Below are 15,742 nucleotides of genomic sequence, written 5' to 3' on the forward strand. Positions count from 1 at the left end.
CGCGCTGCCCCCGTCTCGTCACCCCTTCAGGGTCGACGTGTCCACCGGTCCATCCAGCCCAGCACCTCGCCATACCATTGCCGCGAGTTCTTCGGCTTCATCACCCAGTGATTCTCGTTGGGAAACACCAGCAGGCGCGAGGCCACGTCGCGGCGCTGGAGCGCCGTGAACGCCGCCAGCCCCTGCGTATAGGGGATACGGAAATCCTTCTCGCTGGTGATGACCAGCATCGGCGTCTTCCACCGATCGACGAGGTTCACGGGGTTCCATTTCTCGAACGCCTGCGGGTCCTGGAAATAGGTCTTGCCGCCATGTTCCCACTCGTCGAACCACAGTTCCTCGGTTTCGTAGGCCATCGCGCGCGCATCGAACACGCCGTCGTGCTGGACGATGCACTTGAACCGGTCGGGCCACATCCCCTCGATCCAGTTCATCATATAGCCGCCATATGACGCACCAAGCGCACAGGCGCGGTCGGCATCCAGCCAGTCGTGCTTCGCGGTCGCGGCGGCGAGTCCCTTTTGCAGGTCCTCCAGCGGCCAGCCGCCCCAGTTGTTGCGGATCGCATCGGTGAAGCCCTGCCCGTATCCGGTCGATCCGTGGAAATCGACCGTGACCAGACCGTACCCCGCCCCGGCGAACACGGCGGGATTCCATCGATACGACCAGCTGTTGTTGCTCGACCCCTGCGGCCCGCCATGCACCATGTACGCGATCGGCACCTTGCCGCTGCTGCCCACCGGGCGCACCGCATAGCCGTGGACGGTGTCGTTATTGGCACCGGCGAACGAAAAGCGCGACACGGTCGGCATATCGATGCCCGCCAGCTTCGCGGCATTCACATTGGTCAGCCGGTCGGCCCGGCCGGGACGGGTGACCCGGTAGTAATCGTCCGGCGCGGTCAGGCTGTTCAGGGCGACGACCGCGCCTTTCGGCAATATCGCGACCGCGCTGACATGTCCCTCACCGGTCAGCCGCGTCACCCGGCCGCCGGCGGCGTCGACCCGGAACAGCGGCGTTTCCTGAACATCGTCGGCGGTGACGTACAGCGACCGGCCATCGGGCGCCCAAGCGATCGATGCGATCGACCGGTCCCACGCTTCGGTCACCGCCCGCACCTGCCCCGTGGCGAGATCGCGGATCATCAGCACCTGTCGATCCGCTTCGTAGCCGGGCCGTTTCATCGCGACATAGGCGAGGCGACGGCCATCCGGCGACACCGCGGGCAGCGTGTCGGTCGCGTCGTTCGCATCGGTCAGGTTGACCGGCGCGGCCGATCCATCCGCCGATGCCGCGAAGATATCGAGATTGGTCGAGGTCGCCTCGATCCGCCCCGCTTCCCGCAGCGCGAAATAGACGGTGCGGCTGTCGGGGCTCCATGCCACCTCTTCGGCCCCGCCGAACGGCTTGGACGGCGTATCCCCGATCAGCGTACCACCGATCGCGACACCATCGCCGGTCGCGCCCTGCGCCGTCAGCGGCAGCACGAACAGTTGCGACCGGGTGCCGTCCGCCCATGTATCCCAATGGCGGACGAACAACCGGTCATAGGTGCGGCCGCTGCCCGCATCGGCCGCCCTTTTCACCACCGCCGGTACCAGGCTGGGTGCGCCGGGCCGGCGATCCGCCCAGATCACCAGGCGACTGGCGTCGGGCGATACCTTGAACCCGTTGAACCCGCCGCCGAATGCGGTGATCGCGCGCGGGGTGCCACCCGTAACCGGGATTGCCCATACGGCGCCGTCGCCACCGCCCTTGCTGGAGGTAAAATACACCGTGTCGCCCACGATCTGCGGATCGTTCTCGTCGACATCGGGTTCGGCGACCAGTTTCTCCGGCGCGGCGCCCCGTCTGGTCAGGTCGAGCCGCCAGAGGTCGTAGCGCCCCCGGTCCTGCGCCAGATCGGTTTCGCGCTGCGCCCAGACCATCCAGTGCCCGTCCTTAGAGGCGACCGGCGCGCCGATCCGCGACAGCATCGTCACGTCGTCGATCGTCAACTGCCGGGCGGCGGCGGGGCTGGCGGCAAGGGCCGCCCCGATCAGGAAAAGATGCTTCATGACGGACAGTGCTAGAACAGCCGGGGGCCGGATCAAAGCCCCCGACCGTTTCCGCAAGCCGGTCAACCGATCAGGTGCGCGCGCCCGGCCTGTCGAGCACCTGCCGGATGCGCTCGTTCAGTTCGGCCCGACGATAGGGCTTGCGGATCAGTTCGTAGGACCGCGCGCCCTCGTCGATCGCTTCGTCGGCGAAACCGGTGGTCAGCAGCACCGCGGTATGCGGGTAATCGCGCTTGATCGCATTGGCCAGCGCGACCCCGTTCATGCCGCCCGGCATCAGGATATCGGTGAACAGCAGCTGATAATCCCGGTCGGCCTGCATCACATCCAGCGCAGCCCGCCCGCTGCTGCACAGCGTCACGTCATACCCCAGATCGCGCAGCATCTCGCGTCCCAGTTCGCCGACCTCGGGCTGATCCTCGACCATCAGCACCCGCTCACGTCCGCCGGCATCGCGCGCGGGCGACGCGGTGGGCCGCGACGCGACCGAGCCGCTGGCGCGCGGGAAGTAGAGCGAAAAGATCGCCCCGCCATCCTCGCCGTTGCGCGCGGTCGCCAGTCCGCCCGACTGGCGCATGAAGCCATACACCATCGCCAGGCCCAACCCGGTGCCCTTGCCCATTTCCTTGGTGGTGAAGAACGGATCGAAGACCTTGTCGAGAACGGCGGCCTCCATGCCCGGTCCGTCGTCCGTCACCGTCACCACGACATATTCGCCCGCATCCAGCCGGGGCGGAGCATCCGCCTCGTCCCCCGGCAGCACGGCGTTGCGCGTCGTCAGCGTGATCGTGCCGGTGCCGCCCGCCGCGTCGCGCGCGTTGCCGATGATGTTGAGCAACGCCATTTCCGCCTGCACCGGATCGATGCGGCAGTTCCACAGATTGTCGTCGAGCTGCCGCCGAACGGTGGCACCCTCCCCCGCCGTGCGATCGATGATCGGCCGGAAATCGCCGATCAGCGAATTGAAGTTGAGCAGTCGATCCCGCAATTCCTGCTTGCGCGCGAAGGCCAGCAATTGCTGCGTCAGCATCGCGCCACGATTGGCGGAGGTGGCGATCGCCTCCACCGCCCGTCGCGCGGAGCGATCGTCCGGGGCGACGCGCGCCTCCAGGATATCGACATAGCCCAGGATGACCTGCAGCAGATTGTTGAAATCATGGGCGATGCCGCCGGTCAGCTTGCCGACCGCCTCCATCTTCTGCGCCTCGTGCAACGCCTCTTCCGCCTCACGACGGCGCGAGATGTCGAGCTGCGATCCGAAGAAGTATAGAAGATTCCCCGCCTGATCGAGGACGGGCGACACGAACAACGCATTCCAGAAGGTCGAGCCGTTCTTGCGATAGTTCAGGACCTCGACCGCCACCTCTTCCCGCTTCTCGATCGCGGCGCGGACCTGCGCGATCATCTCGCGGTCGGTTTCCGGCCCTTGCAGGAAACGGCAGTTGCTGCCGACGATCTCATGCTCGGCATAACCGGTCATGAACGAGAAGGCGTCGTTACAGAAGATGATCGGATTGTCGGGCTGATGCGGATCGGTGACGACCATCGGCATCCGCGTGGTCTTCACCGCCGCGAAGAAGATATCGCTCGGTGCATCGTGCGGAGGACGGTCATCGCTGATCCGTGACGGCAAAACGGTACCGGCCTCGAATTCGGCGGTCGGCGTGGTGTGGTCGTTCATGCCGCCAACAACCGGACACGGCGACACCCGTTCCCGACCCTGATCGACCGCATCAACGGCCGCCGGTGATACGCGCGATCTCGGCCGCCACATGTTGCTCGACGATCGCCGGCAACCGGCTGTCGAGCCAGTCGCGCAGCATCGGGCGCAACATCTCCCGGACCAGCCCTTCCAGACTGGCGTCCGCCGTCGGCGCACCGGCCGGCGTCGGCGCGGGTGCCGCGGCGCTCAGGGTGCGGGTCAACTGGTCGATCGCCTGCCGGCTTGCCGCCGCCACCCGGTCCGACACGAGCGGCTCGACCGCGTCGGCATCGGGTTCGGACACCGCCGGACGCGGTGGCGATGGCGGCGTCGGTGCCGGCTCGTCGGCTTCTTCCGCCACCGGTCCGTGACGGGGAATGGAGGCCGTGGTCATCGGGCGCGGCGGAGCCACCGGCTCGGGCGAGATGCGCGGCATCGGCACGATCGGGTCGTCGAGTTCGAGGATCGAGTCGCCTTCATCGTCATAGGGCATGGCCGACGCGCTCGTCGCGATCGGACGCGCCGGGCGCCGCGACCGCACCGGCCCTTCGCCCTCCTCGGCCATGATCCGCTTGATGGACGACAGAATCTCTTCCATCGACGGTTCAGCGCTGATGTCACCCATTCCAGCTAAGTCCTGTACAAGCCGTCTTATTGGCGGTTCGGTGAGGCCGCACCTGTCGTCAACGCCGGGGTCCTGTCAACATCCGTCTTGAGCAGCGGGTCCTGCGGGCGGACGACGCGGGCATTCTGCGCGGGGCTGCCCGCGGTGGACGTTCCGACCGGCACCGGCTCCGGATCGCTGTCGAAATCGTTGATGCTGTGGCGGACGCGACGATAGTTGAGCGTCGGGTCATACAGCGCGCCGCCCTCCAGCCCCAGGTCGCGCGCCTCCGCATCGCCCATCGCGGCGAGCAGGGCGAACCCGGCGACATAGGCATCGCGCCGCGCGCTGACTAGCGTGACCTGGCTGTTCAGCAGTTCCTGCTCGGCATTGAGGATATCGAGGATCGTCCGCGTGCCGACGCTGTTCTCGGCACGCACCCCTTCCAGCGACAGTTTGTTGGCATTCACCGCCGTCTCGGAAGAGGCGATCACCTCCAGCGAGGATCGCCAGATCGCATAGGCGGAACGCGCCTGCGCGATCACGTTGCGTTCGATCGCGGTGACGTTCTCGATCGCCTGGCTCTGGAGCGCCTGCGCCTGACGCACCTGCGCGGCGGGGCGCCCGCCCTGGAACAACGGCAGCGTCAGCTGCAGCCCGGTGGTCGCGGTCCGCTGCGAATTGGGCTGGGCGATCCCGGTGACGGATGCAGGCGCCGATCCCAGATAGTTGAAGTAGTTGCCCTGCGCGACGGCGGATACCCGCGGCAACCGGTTGGCGCGGGCCACCCCGACATCGAAGCGGCTGGCATCCCGTGCCTTCTGCGCGGCCAGGATCTGGGGGTTGCTCTGCAACGCCTCGACCACGGCGGCATCGGGGGTGGCGGGCAGATTGGGCAGCGTCGGCGGCTCTTCCAGCACACCCGGTGGTGCGCCGACGAAATTCAGGTAGTTCTCGCGGCTCGAAACCAGCTGCGCCTGTGCCGACTGAAGCTGCGCCCGGGCCTGTGCCAGCCGTGCCTCCGACTGGGCGACATCGGTTCGGGTCAGGTCGCCGACCTGAAACCGGTCGCGACTGGCGTTCAGGTTCGTTTCCAGCACGCGCACGTTCTGCGTGTTGAGCCCGACGATCGCTTCGTCGCGGATCACGTTCATGTACGAGCCGACGACGTTGGTGAACAGGTTCGCCTCGGTCCCGCGCAGGTTGGCGCGTCCTGCCTCGACCCGCGATTCGGCGGCACGGACGCCGTTGCGGACCGCCCCGCCCTGAAAAAGCGGCACCGACAATTGCGCGATGCCGGTTGCCGACCGCTCCGGATTGAAGAAGGCGTTCGACGCCTGCACCGCATTCTCGGTGAACTGCCCGGTCAGATTGGCGCTGGGCAGACCGCTTGCCCGGGCGATCGGCACGTTCTCGTCCGTCGCGCGCAGGGCGGCCCGCTGCCCGGTCAGGGTCGGGTTGCTGGCATAGGCGCGCGCCAATGCCTCACGCAGCGTATCCGCCGAGGCGGGCGCGGCAACAAGCATGATGCCGCCAAGCGCGGCAACCCGGAACCGGCGGGGGGCCATCGGATCAGAAGCGGAATGCGGCGGGGCGCAGGAAGCCCGGCAGGACCACGCACTCGCTATCCGCGAACGGCACGGCGGCATGGCCACCCGCCGTGCGCCGGCCGACCGCGAGTCGGGTCACGCCGTTCTGCGCGACGCCCATCGCGATCCGGCCGTCGACGCGCAACTGTTCCAGCAACGCGGTCGGCAGTTCGTCGATCGCGCCATCGATCAGCAGCACGTCGTAGGGCGCACCGGCGGAATGCCCCGCCGCCATCGCCCCCTCGACCAGTTCCACGCCGGGAACATCGGCCAAGGTCGTCCGTGCGATCGCGACCAGCGCCGGATCGCTTTCCACCGCCGTCACCCGTGCACCGAGCAGCGCCAGGATCGTGGCGGTATAGCCCGTCGCGGCACCGATCAGCAGCACGCGATCCTCGCGCACGATCTCCGCTTCGGTCAGCAGGCGCGCGGTGGCGAGCGGGGGGTTCTGGAAACGTCCGCCGCCCAGCGGCAGCGCCCGGTCGCGATAGGCCAGATCGGGCGCGGTGCCCGGCACGAAATCCTCGCGCGCGATGGTCGCCATCGCGGTGACCACGCGGGCATCGTTGACGTCGTTGGGGCGAAGCTGGCTCGCCACCATCGCCTGGCGGAAGACCGAGGTATCGGCGGCTGCGGGGGTGCTGATCGTCGTCATCCCTGACCTTCTGGCACGGGCGTCTTACCCATGCAATACACTAGTTGTCATCATCATCTACCGCGCCTGCGGAAGCACGCCAAGCACCAATGCCACGCCATCGCCGCGAACGGATAATTCGCCGCAGGTCAAAGCGATGGCGATGCCTAATTTCAGGGCCTGTTTTCGGGGATTGCGGCACCAGCCCTTAACAGGCAGTTGACCGCGCCGCCAAAACCCCCCATTGGCGCCGCCTCAACGCGATCGAGGCCCGATGGCGGAGTGGTGACGCAGAGGACTGCAAATCCTTGCACCCGGGTTCGATTCCCGGTCGGGCCTCCAATATCCTGTCGATTTTCACGCCAATCTGCTCAATTTTTCGCATTGAGCAGTGTCGATGATCAATACGACTACTCATTGTGAGCTGATGAGTAGTATTATGTCGGGCTCTCGGGGCAGTATGAAGCGTCAACGCTGCCTCCGGCACACGAAGATAAAGGCCGCGACTTGCGCCGCGCCCCCCTAGAAAGAGCATTAACATCGTGTGCCCAGCGATGGCTTCACGTCGAGCCGACATCGAAATGCAGTTGGTTCCTTTGGCGGATGCGGCAACAGCCGACCGACGTCGAAGGTGAACGACGACATCTCGCCTACTTGTCGTCTTCTATAATTTGGCCATTGCCACCTCTGCGAAGGCGAGGCTGCTCAAAACATGCCTTGGACCGAGTGCATCGCCCGGCTGACGATCAGTGGGTGAATGGTGGAAGATGGCTCCGCCTGAGATAGGGGGGTACGCAGCCCTAAGGCGAAGTTTCGAACAGAACGACCCTGCCACTGGTTTCGGCTCATATCAGCGCGTGCCGTTGGCCACAGGCGTCGCCCATCAACTCGTCGATACAATGACCTGACCAACGTCGAACTCTATGGCCGTGCCGCCATCTAAATGCTCGGCTCCTGTGACGATGTAATCTCGATCAGCGAACAGCGGATGCGCGACGAGCGAATCAAGTCGCCGCCCCACGCAGGCAGACACTACAGTCGCCGGCAACCGCGCCGTCAGCAAGACTTTTGCCCGCCCCGCCACGGTGGAGAGTTCGAACGATCCACCCCGCATAGTGACTTCGAGCGATGGTCCGGAGACCGCGACCTGCACCCAGTCCGCCAAGGCGCCGTCGCTGACGATGGCGTCGCCGATCCGGTACGGCAGCGCGTATGCGTCCGTCCGCGGTCCACGGGGTCGCCCCCTCCTCCCGCCGAACGTCGGAATGCGCCACTCCAGCAGGGGGATCGGCCTCCTGTCGCGCCCCGCGAGGGACGGCCAAGCCTGGGACGGCCGCAGGCTGTGCAGCGCGCTTGCCACGTCCGACCCGACCATCGCCAGCACGTCGGGCACCGGCGTCGACATCGACTGCACGGCGACCTCCAGATAGTCGCGGAACGAGGCGAGGTGCATCGAGTCGGCGAGACGGTCGATCGTCTGCATCTCCTGCCGCGCCCTGACGCCCGCCAGATGGAAGGGGCTGCGGTCGCGATCACCGCCATCGTCAGCGCCTGCCTCGGTCATGACGGCCATCCCCCGCCCTCCAGCACGAGGGTAAGGAGATGCTGGGTCAGCGCGGAGGCGCCCCTCTCGTACGCGAGCCGCGTCCAGTCATCCCAGCGATCGACGCGCCCGGCGAGCCATCCGAAGAAGTCATCGCGCGCCGGCGACGCGGCGAAGGGATGCGACCACATGACGGAACGGGTGGGCATTCGCGCAGCCGTCGCCATCCCCGTCAACGTCACGACGTGCGATCCCCCGATCCTCTCGCGGGCGAACACGTGCGGGCGGCGGGCGACGCTGCGTTCGAAGGCCCGCAGCGCCGTCTCGCGGGCGATGCCGGGAGCGTCCCGATCTGCCGCGCCGATCGCCTCGACGATGTCGGCGAACGGCAGATCGATCCAGTCGGGGTCACGGGTCGCCCGCAGCATGAGCATGACGGACCGGCCATCGCCTGACAGCCGGGCGTCGAACACGTTCCGATCCCCCTCCGCCGCCGTGAGACCGACGGAGGCGAGCCAGCACCGGTAGAAGCGCCAGTACATGAGATCACCGCCGAGCAGGTCGTGCATCGTCTCCTGGCCGTACGCGTCCCGCCGATCAATGGCGTTGAGGATCCGCAGGAGCAGCTCCTGCTGCTCGCCCTTGAGGGCGACGCCCGGAAACCGGAGGTGGCCATGCCAGAAGGCATCGCGCACGCTGTGCCAGCGCCGCCCGTCCTCGTCCTCCAGCGCGCCGTCGGACATGCGCAGCCACCATCCCCACGGCAGATCGCCGGCGTTATCGGACCGAACCATCACCGCCCCCCCGCGCCGGGGTCGAGCGAGATTGGCGGCGGCGGGGGCCCGTCGCGAGGCGGCGCGGGTTCGCCGTCGGCGATCGCCCGAAGCTGGGAGGCGAGATTGCGCACCTCGCGGTACACGTAGCCGTCGTCACGGTACTCGCCGCCGATCTCCGCCGCCATGAAGGGTTGGTGGTCCTTCGCGCGTCCCGGCACGACGTCATAGGCATGGTCGCAGTCGAAGCCGAACCACCAGGCGTGCGCGTCCTCCACCCGGTAATCGGTGGCATGGGTGATCGGCTCGTATCTGACCTGGCCCCGCGGGACGTGGCAGATGCGCCTGGCGTCGGCGGTGATGCGACGTTCCGGGGTCGGACCGTCCTCGCAGATCCTGCCGTAGGTAAGGCCACCGTGGACCTCGATGCCAAAGTCGACCGGGACGGCCTCGTACTTCCATCCCCACAGGGGATGATCGAGGGGAATGCCGACGTACCCGGAAAGATGGCCGCCATCGGTGGCGCGCAACATGATGCATTCGTAGCCGGTGGCGGGATCGCGCCACGCCACCTTGTCCGCCTCGCCCAGGCGCCGGCCTTCCTCGCCCGACCTGCCGCTGTCGGCGACGTAGTAGATCTCGTCGGCGTCGATGACGCCCGCGCTGGTGAGGTACGATCTGCCGGTGATGAGCGTGGTGTCGCCCTCCCGCACGATGTCCCCGCCCGAGCCAACGATCTTGGCGACCGCCTGGGGCGAGCCGATGGCCCGCTCGGCCGCCTCGCCCGTGAGAGGCACGATCGCCGTGGTCTTCTTCTTAGCCATTTCCATTCTCCTTGGTGATGATGTCGATCGGTGGTGCCGCCACCCCCCCGCATGCGGATCGGCGCGCTACCCGGCGGAGCAGATGTGGATGCAGTCGTCAGATGAAGCGGGTTCGGGGTGTCACGCGCTCGAGGTCGGGGCAGATTGCCTTGGCGTTGGCCCCGGCCGCGTAGACGTTGGCCGCGAGCCAGCACTGCTCCTGCACGAGATCGGCGTCGGCAACCTCGCACCCCCAGACCTTGCGCTCGGCATCCCAGCGGTATCCCCGGCCGCGCAGCAGGTCCTTCACGCCGAAGTCGGCGCCCTTCGCCCGCACGATCCAGCTGGGACCGGAGCCCCGCTCGATCATCTCCGACAGCGCGGTGCGGCCGCCACCGTCGCGGTGGCGGAGCATCTCGATCAGCGCGTCGACGTCGGCCGAGGCGCGGTGGCCGCAGTGATAGAAGCCGTTCTGCACGAGGAGGTAGCCGAGTACACGGCCGTCGAAGCCGCGGGCCTTCCAGTCGACCTGCCGCATGGAACAGCACCAGTTGAGGCCGCGGGCGCGGGGCAGACGCGCCTCGACCCAGTTGCGGTCGAAGGTCGAATTATGCGCCACGACGAAGCTGGCCGACCGGAGGAGCCTCGTCGCGGCATCCTCGTCGATCTCCTCGCCGACGAGATCGATGTCGGTCAGGCCGGTGAGCGCCGTGATCTCCGGCGGCAGCGGATCGCCTGGATCCTCCCGCCATTCGTACGGCTCGTCGATGTCGGTGACGATGCCGTCGCAATCGTAGCGGAACCGCCGGATCGCGAGCTCGATCACCTTGCCGGTGCGATGGTCGAGGCCGGTGGTCTCGACGTCGATGGCGACGCCGACGAAGGGGCCGCGTCCACTGCCCTCCCCGGTCGATCCTTCCCGCAGTCGCAAGGGGTGAAGGACGCGCACGTCCTCGTCGGCGGCCGCGACGACGTGGCCGACCTCGGTCAAAATGGTCATGATGGGCTCCTTGTTGCCGACCGCCGGTCCATGCCCGCGGTCCGGTCGACCGGCGCCGATGCCTGGGCGCAAATGCGCAGCTGCGCGGCGTCAGCCCTTGCGCGTCAGGCCTGGATGCACTGCTGGATGTCGACGCCGAAAGTGCGGGCCGCCGGGGAGCGGTGATCGCCCTGCATGCGCCGGATCATCTCGACGACAGCGTCCGGCACCAGCGCCATCACGATGGGGGAGGCGCGGTGGATGCCGGGCCGGATGTCGGCGGCGTCGGCCAAGTCCGGGCCGAACCGGCCGACCAGACGCGCCCTCACCTCCTCGGCGTTCCGCGCCATCGAGGCGTGGAAGGCCTGGATCATGACGTTGTCGCGGGTGTCCGCCAAGGTCGCGGTGTACAGGCGCAGCCTCGTGGCGCGGCCGGTCCGCGAACGGCTGAGGCGTCCCGGCGTATCGGGTGCGGAAGCGGCGCCGTGGAGATGATCGAACTCGGCCTCATCGAAGCCATCGTCGTCGTCATGCGCCATCAGCGCGTCGATCGCCGGCTTGTCGACGTCGAGCCCCAGCCCGAGGCCATGCATCAGCACGCCGCGCATGCACGCATCACGCCCGAGACAGGCCTCGATCGGCGCGGCGCCGTCGAACGCCTTCCGCGGCGACAGCATCCACGCCATCGCGTCGTACGGCACCGCGTGGCGCTGGAAGCGCGCGCCCGTCTCGGCGGCGACGAGCGCAACCCGGCTGATCGCGCGCTCGGTGGTGACGATCACCCGATCCGTGGGGGCGTCGTCGTCCAACGGGTCCAGGACGACGATCCCACCGTGCTGATCGCCGATCTCGTAGTCATTCCCGGCCGGCTGTTCCGCAAGCATGACATCCATAACATGGCTCCTGTTCGCGCCGTGAAGCGCGGGCCGTCACTCCACGGCGACCCTTCCGGCCACCAATATGGATAGAACCAAAATTAGTTCAATGGTTCAGGAACATTTGTATAGTTAGCCGTTCGTTACCATATGCGGATCAGTCTTTGGAAGGACGTGATCGCTTCGCGTATCGGTTGGGAGTGGAAAAGATGCAGGCCATGAGGGTGATGAGCGCATTGGCGCAGCCGACCAGGCTCCAGGTGTGGCGCACGCTGGTGGATCGTCTGCCGGACGGGATGACCGCCGGCGACATCGCCAAGGCGGTCGACATGTCCAAGAACGGCATGAGTCCCCACTTCGCGATCCTCAGCGCGGCTGGCCTGCTGTCGGCCGAGAAGGTCGGGCGCATGGTCATATACCGGGCGGAGACGGCCCAGGTGGAGGATCTGAGCGCGTTTCTCTCTGATGCGTGCGAGCGCGGAAGGGGTACACGGGCGGCGACTGAGCCAGAATGACAGCATAGGCGGGATCTTGCCGACACCCAGCCCGATAGGAAGGCAGCCGACCTTCAGGATCAGTCGCCGACGAACTCCGCGCGGATGTCGCCGCCGCGCTGGAATAGGAAATAGACCCGGCTTTCAGGGAAATTGACCATAACCGCGTCCCGGCCAGCGGCGAAGAGGCCCTGATCGGTCCAGTGCCCCTCATGCCGCGCGACGATCCGGGACACCGGCCGCCCGCCATACGATATGCGCAGCGCCATCTGTCGATCGTGCTCAACCATCTCGACGACGTCCGACCGACCATCGCGATCTAAATCGACGCGCACGGATCGATGATACCTATAACGGGGCGGTGCCCAATATCCAGATCTGGCTCTGAGGTCGGCGTCCGTGACGACCCGCCAGCGCCGCGCCAGTGGAGCGATGTTACGGACGCTGGATGTCAGTGGCTCTCCAGGCGAACGCCTAGCGACGCCGCGGGCGGTTTGCGCTCGATGGGCCGCCGCCTCGTCATGATATGCCTGATGCCTGCCGCGATCCAACGGCTCCGATCCAGACGAGCCGATGGTGTGCTCGCTGGCGATCATCAGCAACCAGATCATGTCGCCTCCATCATGATGCCCGCCATCAACCAGCGGGGCACAAATCGCACCGAGTCGCCGCTTTCGGCCGACCAATCATTTCACAAGCCTGCAGAGGGCCATCCGGGCGTCGTAGCCGCGCATGCCGATCGTCGCGCGCTTCCATCTCGACTGCTCTGGCGTCGCCGATTCCGACTTCAGTACGGTACCGTCCGCACGCGTCACCCGATAGGACAGCCCCCTCATCAACTCCTTGCGACAGTCGACCTCCATCAGCACGTCCGCTTGCTGCCGCGCTTCGTTGACCCCCTTCAATTCGACGTTCAGCAAGCGGACCCATGCCCTCACCACATCAGCGGTGCGTGTCGCCGACGAACGGTCGAATAGACCGCCGGCGGGCATGCGCTGCATGGGGAACGGCTGCCAATCGACGATCGGCGGCGTCGTCGCCTGCAGTGCGAGTGCCAGAAGGATCATGACATCACCTCGACCATGTAGTCCTTGAGCCGATCGCGCTGGCGTTTGGCAGCCTGGATCCGGCGGTAGCGTAGCAACGGCAGCGCCGCGCAGGCCGCCGTCAGGGCCGCTCCGCGGAACGGATGGTCCGACAGCATCTGACCCGCCATCATGACGGTCGCAACCATCAGGACGCCGTGCAGCCTGGTGAACCCAATGCCGTCGATGAACACCGAGGGACCTAGTAGAACGATGCGCCCCTGCCGCCCGGTCAGGTTGGTGGCAGCGATCAGGTGCCCGTTGATGCGATCCAGCCGGACCACACCGTCGTCGAGGAGCGAAACCGATGCCGGAAGCTCCTCGGTCACGTGCCGCCCCGCCTCGTCCTCCAGCACGACACTGACGACGCCGCGATGCACGGTGTCGACGAAGCCGCCGCCGCCCGCCACGAAGCCGGTACCCCGGTCGGAAACGCCGAAGACGCCCATCGAAGAGCCGTAGATCGTGGACTGCTGCTGGTAGGAAACGTGCCTGACCCGCGCGACGACGCACTCGCCCTGATAGGTCTTGCCGGCGATGCGACGCGGCGGGATCAACCAGCTGCGCAGCGGGTGCGAGATGCCGGTGGCACCCCCAGCAAGGGAAACTTCCATCGGTCCCGCCCTATCGATTATGGCGATGATGAATCAGGCCGTCTACGATGACGGTGGCCCCGAACGATTGCGCCACCGGCAAGGCGGACGCGTATCGATTTCCGACTACGGCAGGAGTCCATCGGCGGCGTGGCATGATGCGCGCGTCCTGCGACGAGACGAGGCTTGACGACTTCGTTTCCTTAGTTCGATCGGGACGGCTAACGACGCGCGTGCGGCTCCGACAATGTATGATCGCGAAATCGATGTCGGCAGTCCGTCTGCCGCCGAGTTGTTCAATCGACACCATTCGCGATCCTCGTCTCGCGCTGGCGCCGCTCGGCTAGTCCAGCCGGCGGCACCACCTCCGTTGGCGAGGCGGTGCCGGCCCGTGAGCCGGAAGTTGAGAACTCGCGATTAGACGAGCGCGAACGCCTTTAGGCCCGAAGGCCTTGGACATACGCGTCCGCCTCCCGGCCGAAACTGGTTCGGGCCGGGCTTTCGGCTACTAATCGCGGGGTTCTCACGCCCCGGTCCGCCTGATGGCGAACGCCGGCATGGTACGACGGGAACGTCGCCACAATCAATCCGGCAACTGATCGTTGCACCGGCTTTTCAGTCCGGCTCGATCGGCGCCATCCCCGCCCGACCGCATGGCTTAATCATCTCTGAACGAAATGCGTCCCACCAACGCGGCGGTAAGCCGTTCATGTCAGTGAAGTCGGAAAGCCCCATGCAGCCCGGGCTTTGGATCCGCGGAAACATGACCTCCCTGTCCGGGCCGTGCAGCGCCTTCCATTGACGAGATCGCGCTGAAAGGCGGCCTTCATTCTCCTGCTGCTCGGGCTTCAGCACACCGTGTCCGGGAAACGCCGATCCCGGGTCAGTCGTCTGTTCGCGCACCCACTTGCGCAGCACGTTATCGTGCAGGTCCAGATCGCGCGCCGCCTGCGATACCGACACCCCGCGTTCCCGCACCAGCTTCACCGCCTCGAGCTTGAACTCGCGGCTGAACTTCCGTCGTTGCCTCCATCCTCCGGTTCCAAAAACACCTTATCTCGGTGTCCACGGAACCGACAGCAGCTCAGAACCTGCGGCAAGCGCGGTGGGCTGTTTCATCATGAGGCAGGCGAAGGCGACGACGTGAAGTCCTGCGAGTGTTTCAGCGTAGCGCTCGTAATCTTTGACGAGGCGCCGGAAGCGGGTCGCCCAGGCGAACGATCGCTCGACCACCCAGAGCATCGCGGCAAGAGGACGAAGCCGCGCCTGGCCTCAGGCAGTTTGACGACATCAAGTGCGATCCCGTGTTTGGCGGCCGCGGTGGCGGCGCGCTCGCCGGTATAGCCCTGATCGACCCACACAAGTTCGACGGTGTCGTTGGTGACGGCCTGAACGGTCCGCGCGAGCCGTTCCACCTCGCCGCGGTCCTCCGCACTGGCCGGCGTCACATGAAGCGCCAGCAGATGGCCCAGCGTATCGACGGCCATGTGGATCTTCGAACCCTTCTTGCGTTTCCCACCGTCATAGCCGGCGCGCTCGCCGCTCTCGGGCGTGGAGCGCAGCGTCCGGCTGTCGATGATCGCGGCAGTCGGCTCGGCCTTGCGCCCCGCCGCCAGCCGCAGCACCGCGCGCAGATCATCCACCCGCGCCTCGAAGCATCCCGCCGCCAGCCACCGCTGCGTCTGCTGATACACTGCCGCCCTGGGCGGCAGGTCGTTGGGTATCCACCGCCACGGCGCGCCGGTCTTCACGATGTAGCGCAGTCCGTTGAACACCTCGCGCAGATCATGCTCTCGCTGGCCGGCATCCTCGCGCTGCAACAGCAGGTACGGCGCGACCAGCGACCATTCCTCATCGCTGACGTCAGACGGATACGGCTTGCGGCAAATGCTCATCCAATACCGGATGAATCAGGCCCGCCTCCAAGTCCATAACAGCCTCTAGTCACCTGGAACTGAAGTAAGCTGCATTGTATGCTCTTTGGCGCAGGCGGGAGGCATGGATGGTTGGT

General features: G+C 66.6%; 14 protein-coding genes, 1 tRNA gene and 2 pseudogenes. 2 read left to right on the top strand and 15 right to left on the bottom strand.

The features are described 5' to 3' along the window. Positions 1 to 26: 26 nt before the first annotated feature. From IFT82_RS16730 to IFT82_RS16750, 5 genes are all read right to left on the bottom strand, one after another. A complete protein-coding gene (locus IFT82_RS16730) occupies positions 27 to 2,057 on the bottom strand; it encodes a S9 family peptidase (protein WP_192128949.1) in 2,031 nt (676 codons plus the stop codon). A gap of 70 nt (positions 2,058 to 2,127) precedes the next feature. Next, on the bottom strand, positions 2,128 to 3,738 hold the full coding sequence (locus IFT82_RS16735) for a histidine kinase famiy protein (RefSeq protein WP_192128951.1): 1,611 nt from the start codon (positions 3,736 to 3,738) through the stop codon (positions 2,128 to 2,130). 52 nt (positions 3,739 to 3,790) lie between these two features. Further along, positions 3,791 to 4,384 (bottom strand): DUF2497 domain-containing protein, encoded by a 594-nt coding sequence (locus IFT82_RS16740; RefSeq protein ID WP_244646871.1) that lies wholly within the window; start codon positions 4,382 to 4,384, stop codon positions 3,791 to 3,793. Between the two features lie 26 nt (positions 4,385 to 4,410). After that, positions 4,411 to 5,931, bottom strand: coding sequence for a TolC family outer membrane protein (locus tag IFT82_RS16745; RefSeq protein ID WP_192128953.1), 1,521 nt, complete (start codon positions 5,929 to 5,931; stop codon positions 4,411 to 4,413). A 4-nt stretch (positions 5,932 to 5,935) separates the two neighbouring features. Continuing rightward, positions 5,936 to 6,607, bottom strand: a complete 672-nt coding sequence (locus IFT82_RS16750; protein ID WP_192128955.1) for a protein-L-isoaspartate O-methyltransferase family protein — start codon at positions 6,605 to 6,607, stop codon at positions 5,936 to 5,938. 247 nt (positions 6,608 to 6,854) lie between these two features. Here IFT82_RS16750 and IFT82_RS16755 point away from each other — a divergent pair. After that, positions 6,855 to 6,928 (top strand) — tRNA-Cys (locus IFT82_RS16755). A 541-nt stretch (positions 6,929 to 7,469) separates the two neighbouring features. Here the strand turns inward: IFT82_RS16755 and IFT82_RS16760 are convergent. The 5 genes from IFT82_RS16760 to IFT82_RS16780 all read right to left on the bottom strand — a co-directional run bounded on the left by IFT82_RS16760 (position 7,470) and on the right by IFT82_RS16780 (position 11,577). Beyond that, complete coding sequence (locus IFT82_RS16760) at positions 7,470 to 8,159, bottom strand: hypothetical protein (protein ID WP_192128957.1); 690 nt, start codon at positions 8,157 to 8,159, stop codon at positions 7,470 to 7,472. Further along, positions 8,147 to 8,872, bottom strand: coding sequence for a hypothetical protein (locus IFT82_RS16765; protein ID WP_244646873.1), 726 nt, complete (start codon positions 8,870 to 8,872; stop codon positions 8,147 to 8,149). Before IFT82_RS16765 ends, IFT82_RS16760 begins: the two co-directional genes overlap by 13 nt. A gap of 50 nt (positions 8,873 to 8,922) precedes the next feature. Continuing rightward, the gene (locus IFT82_RS16770) at positions 8,923 to 9,726 is read right to left on the bottom strand and encodes a hypothetical protein (protein ID WP_192128961.1); all 804 of its coding nucleotides are present in this window, start codon (positions 9,724 to 9,726) and stop codon (positions 8,923 to 8,925) included. A 97-nt stretch (positions 9,727 to 9,823) separates the two neighbouring features. Then, positions 9,824 to 10,705 (bottom strand): 3'-5' exonuclease, encoded by an 882-nt coding sequence (locus IFT82_RS16775; protein WP_192128963.1) that lies wholly within the window; start codon positions 10,703 to 10,705, stop codon positions 9,824 to 9,826. 104 nt (positions 10,706 to 10,809) lie between these two features. Continuing rightward, positions 10,810 to 11,577 carry a hypothetical protein gene (locus IFT82_RS16780; protein WP_244646875.1) on the bottom strand — a complete coding sequence of 256 codons (768 nt, stop codon included), beginning with the start codon at positions 11,575 to 11,577 and terminating at the stop codon, positions 10,810 to 10,812. A gap of 191 nt (positions 11,578 to 11,768) precedes the next feature. Here IFT82_RS16780 and IFT82_RS16785 point away from each other — a divergent pair, with 191 nt between their 5' ends. Continuing rightward, positions 11,769 to 12,074, top strand: a complete 306-nt coding sequence (locus tag IFT82_RS16785; protein ID WP_244646879.1) for an ArsR/SmtB family transcription factor — start codon at positions 11,769 to 11,771, stop codon at positions 12,072 to 12,074. A 59-nt stretch (positions 12,075 to 12,133) separates the two neighbouring features. On the opposite strand, the gene IFT82_RS16790 is transcribed toward IFT82_RS16785, so the two are convergent. The 5 genes and pseudogenes from IFT82_RS16790 to IFT82_RS16810 all read right to left on the bottom strand — a co-directional run bounded on the left by IFT82_RS16790 (position 12,134) and on the right by IFT82_RS16810 (position 15,626). Continuing rightward, positions 12,134 to 12,664 carry a hypothetical protein gene (locus tag IFT82_RS16790; protein WP_192128967.1) on the bottom strand — a complete coding sequence of 177 codons (531 nt, stop codon included), beginning with the start codon at positions 12,662 to 12,664 and terminating at the stop codon, positions 12,134 to 12,136. A gap of 75 nt (positions 12,665 to 12,739) precedes the next feature. Next, positions 12,740 to 13,120 (bottom strand): hypothetical protein, encoded by a 381-nt coding sequence (locus IFT82_RS16795; protein ID WP_192128969.1) that lies wholly within the window; start codon positions 13,118 to 13,120, stop codon positions 12,740 to 12,742. Continuing rightward, positions 13,117 to 13,752, bottom strand: coding sequence for a hypothetical protein (locus IFT82_RS16800; protein ID WP_192128971.1), 636 nt, complete (start codon positions 13,750 to 13,752; stop codon positions 13,117 to 13,119). The genes IFT82_RS16795 and IFT82_RS16800 overlap by 4 nt, the downstream gene beginning before the upstream one ends. Before the next feature lie 810 nt (positions 13,753 to 14,562). Continuing rightward, positions 14,563 to 14,757, bottom strand: a pseudogene (locus tag IFT82_RS16805) (transposase); the annotation flags it as partial. Positions 14,758 to 14,784: 27 nt separating this feature from the next. After that, positions 14,785 to 15,626: pseudogene (locus IFT82_RS16810) on the bottom strand (IS5 family transposase). Between the last annotated feature and the right edge of the window lie 116 nt (positions 15,627 to 15,742).

The organism is Sphingomonas sp. CFBP 8760 (assembly GCF_014841615.1).
GTDB lineage: Bacteria > Pseudomonadota > Alphaproteobacteria > Sphingomonadales > Sphingomonadaceae > Sphingomonas.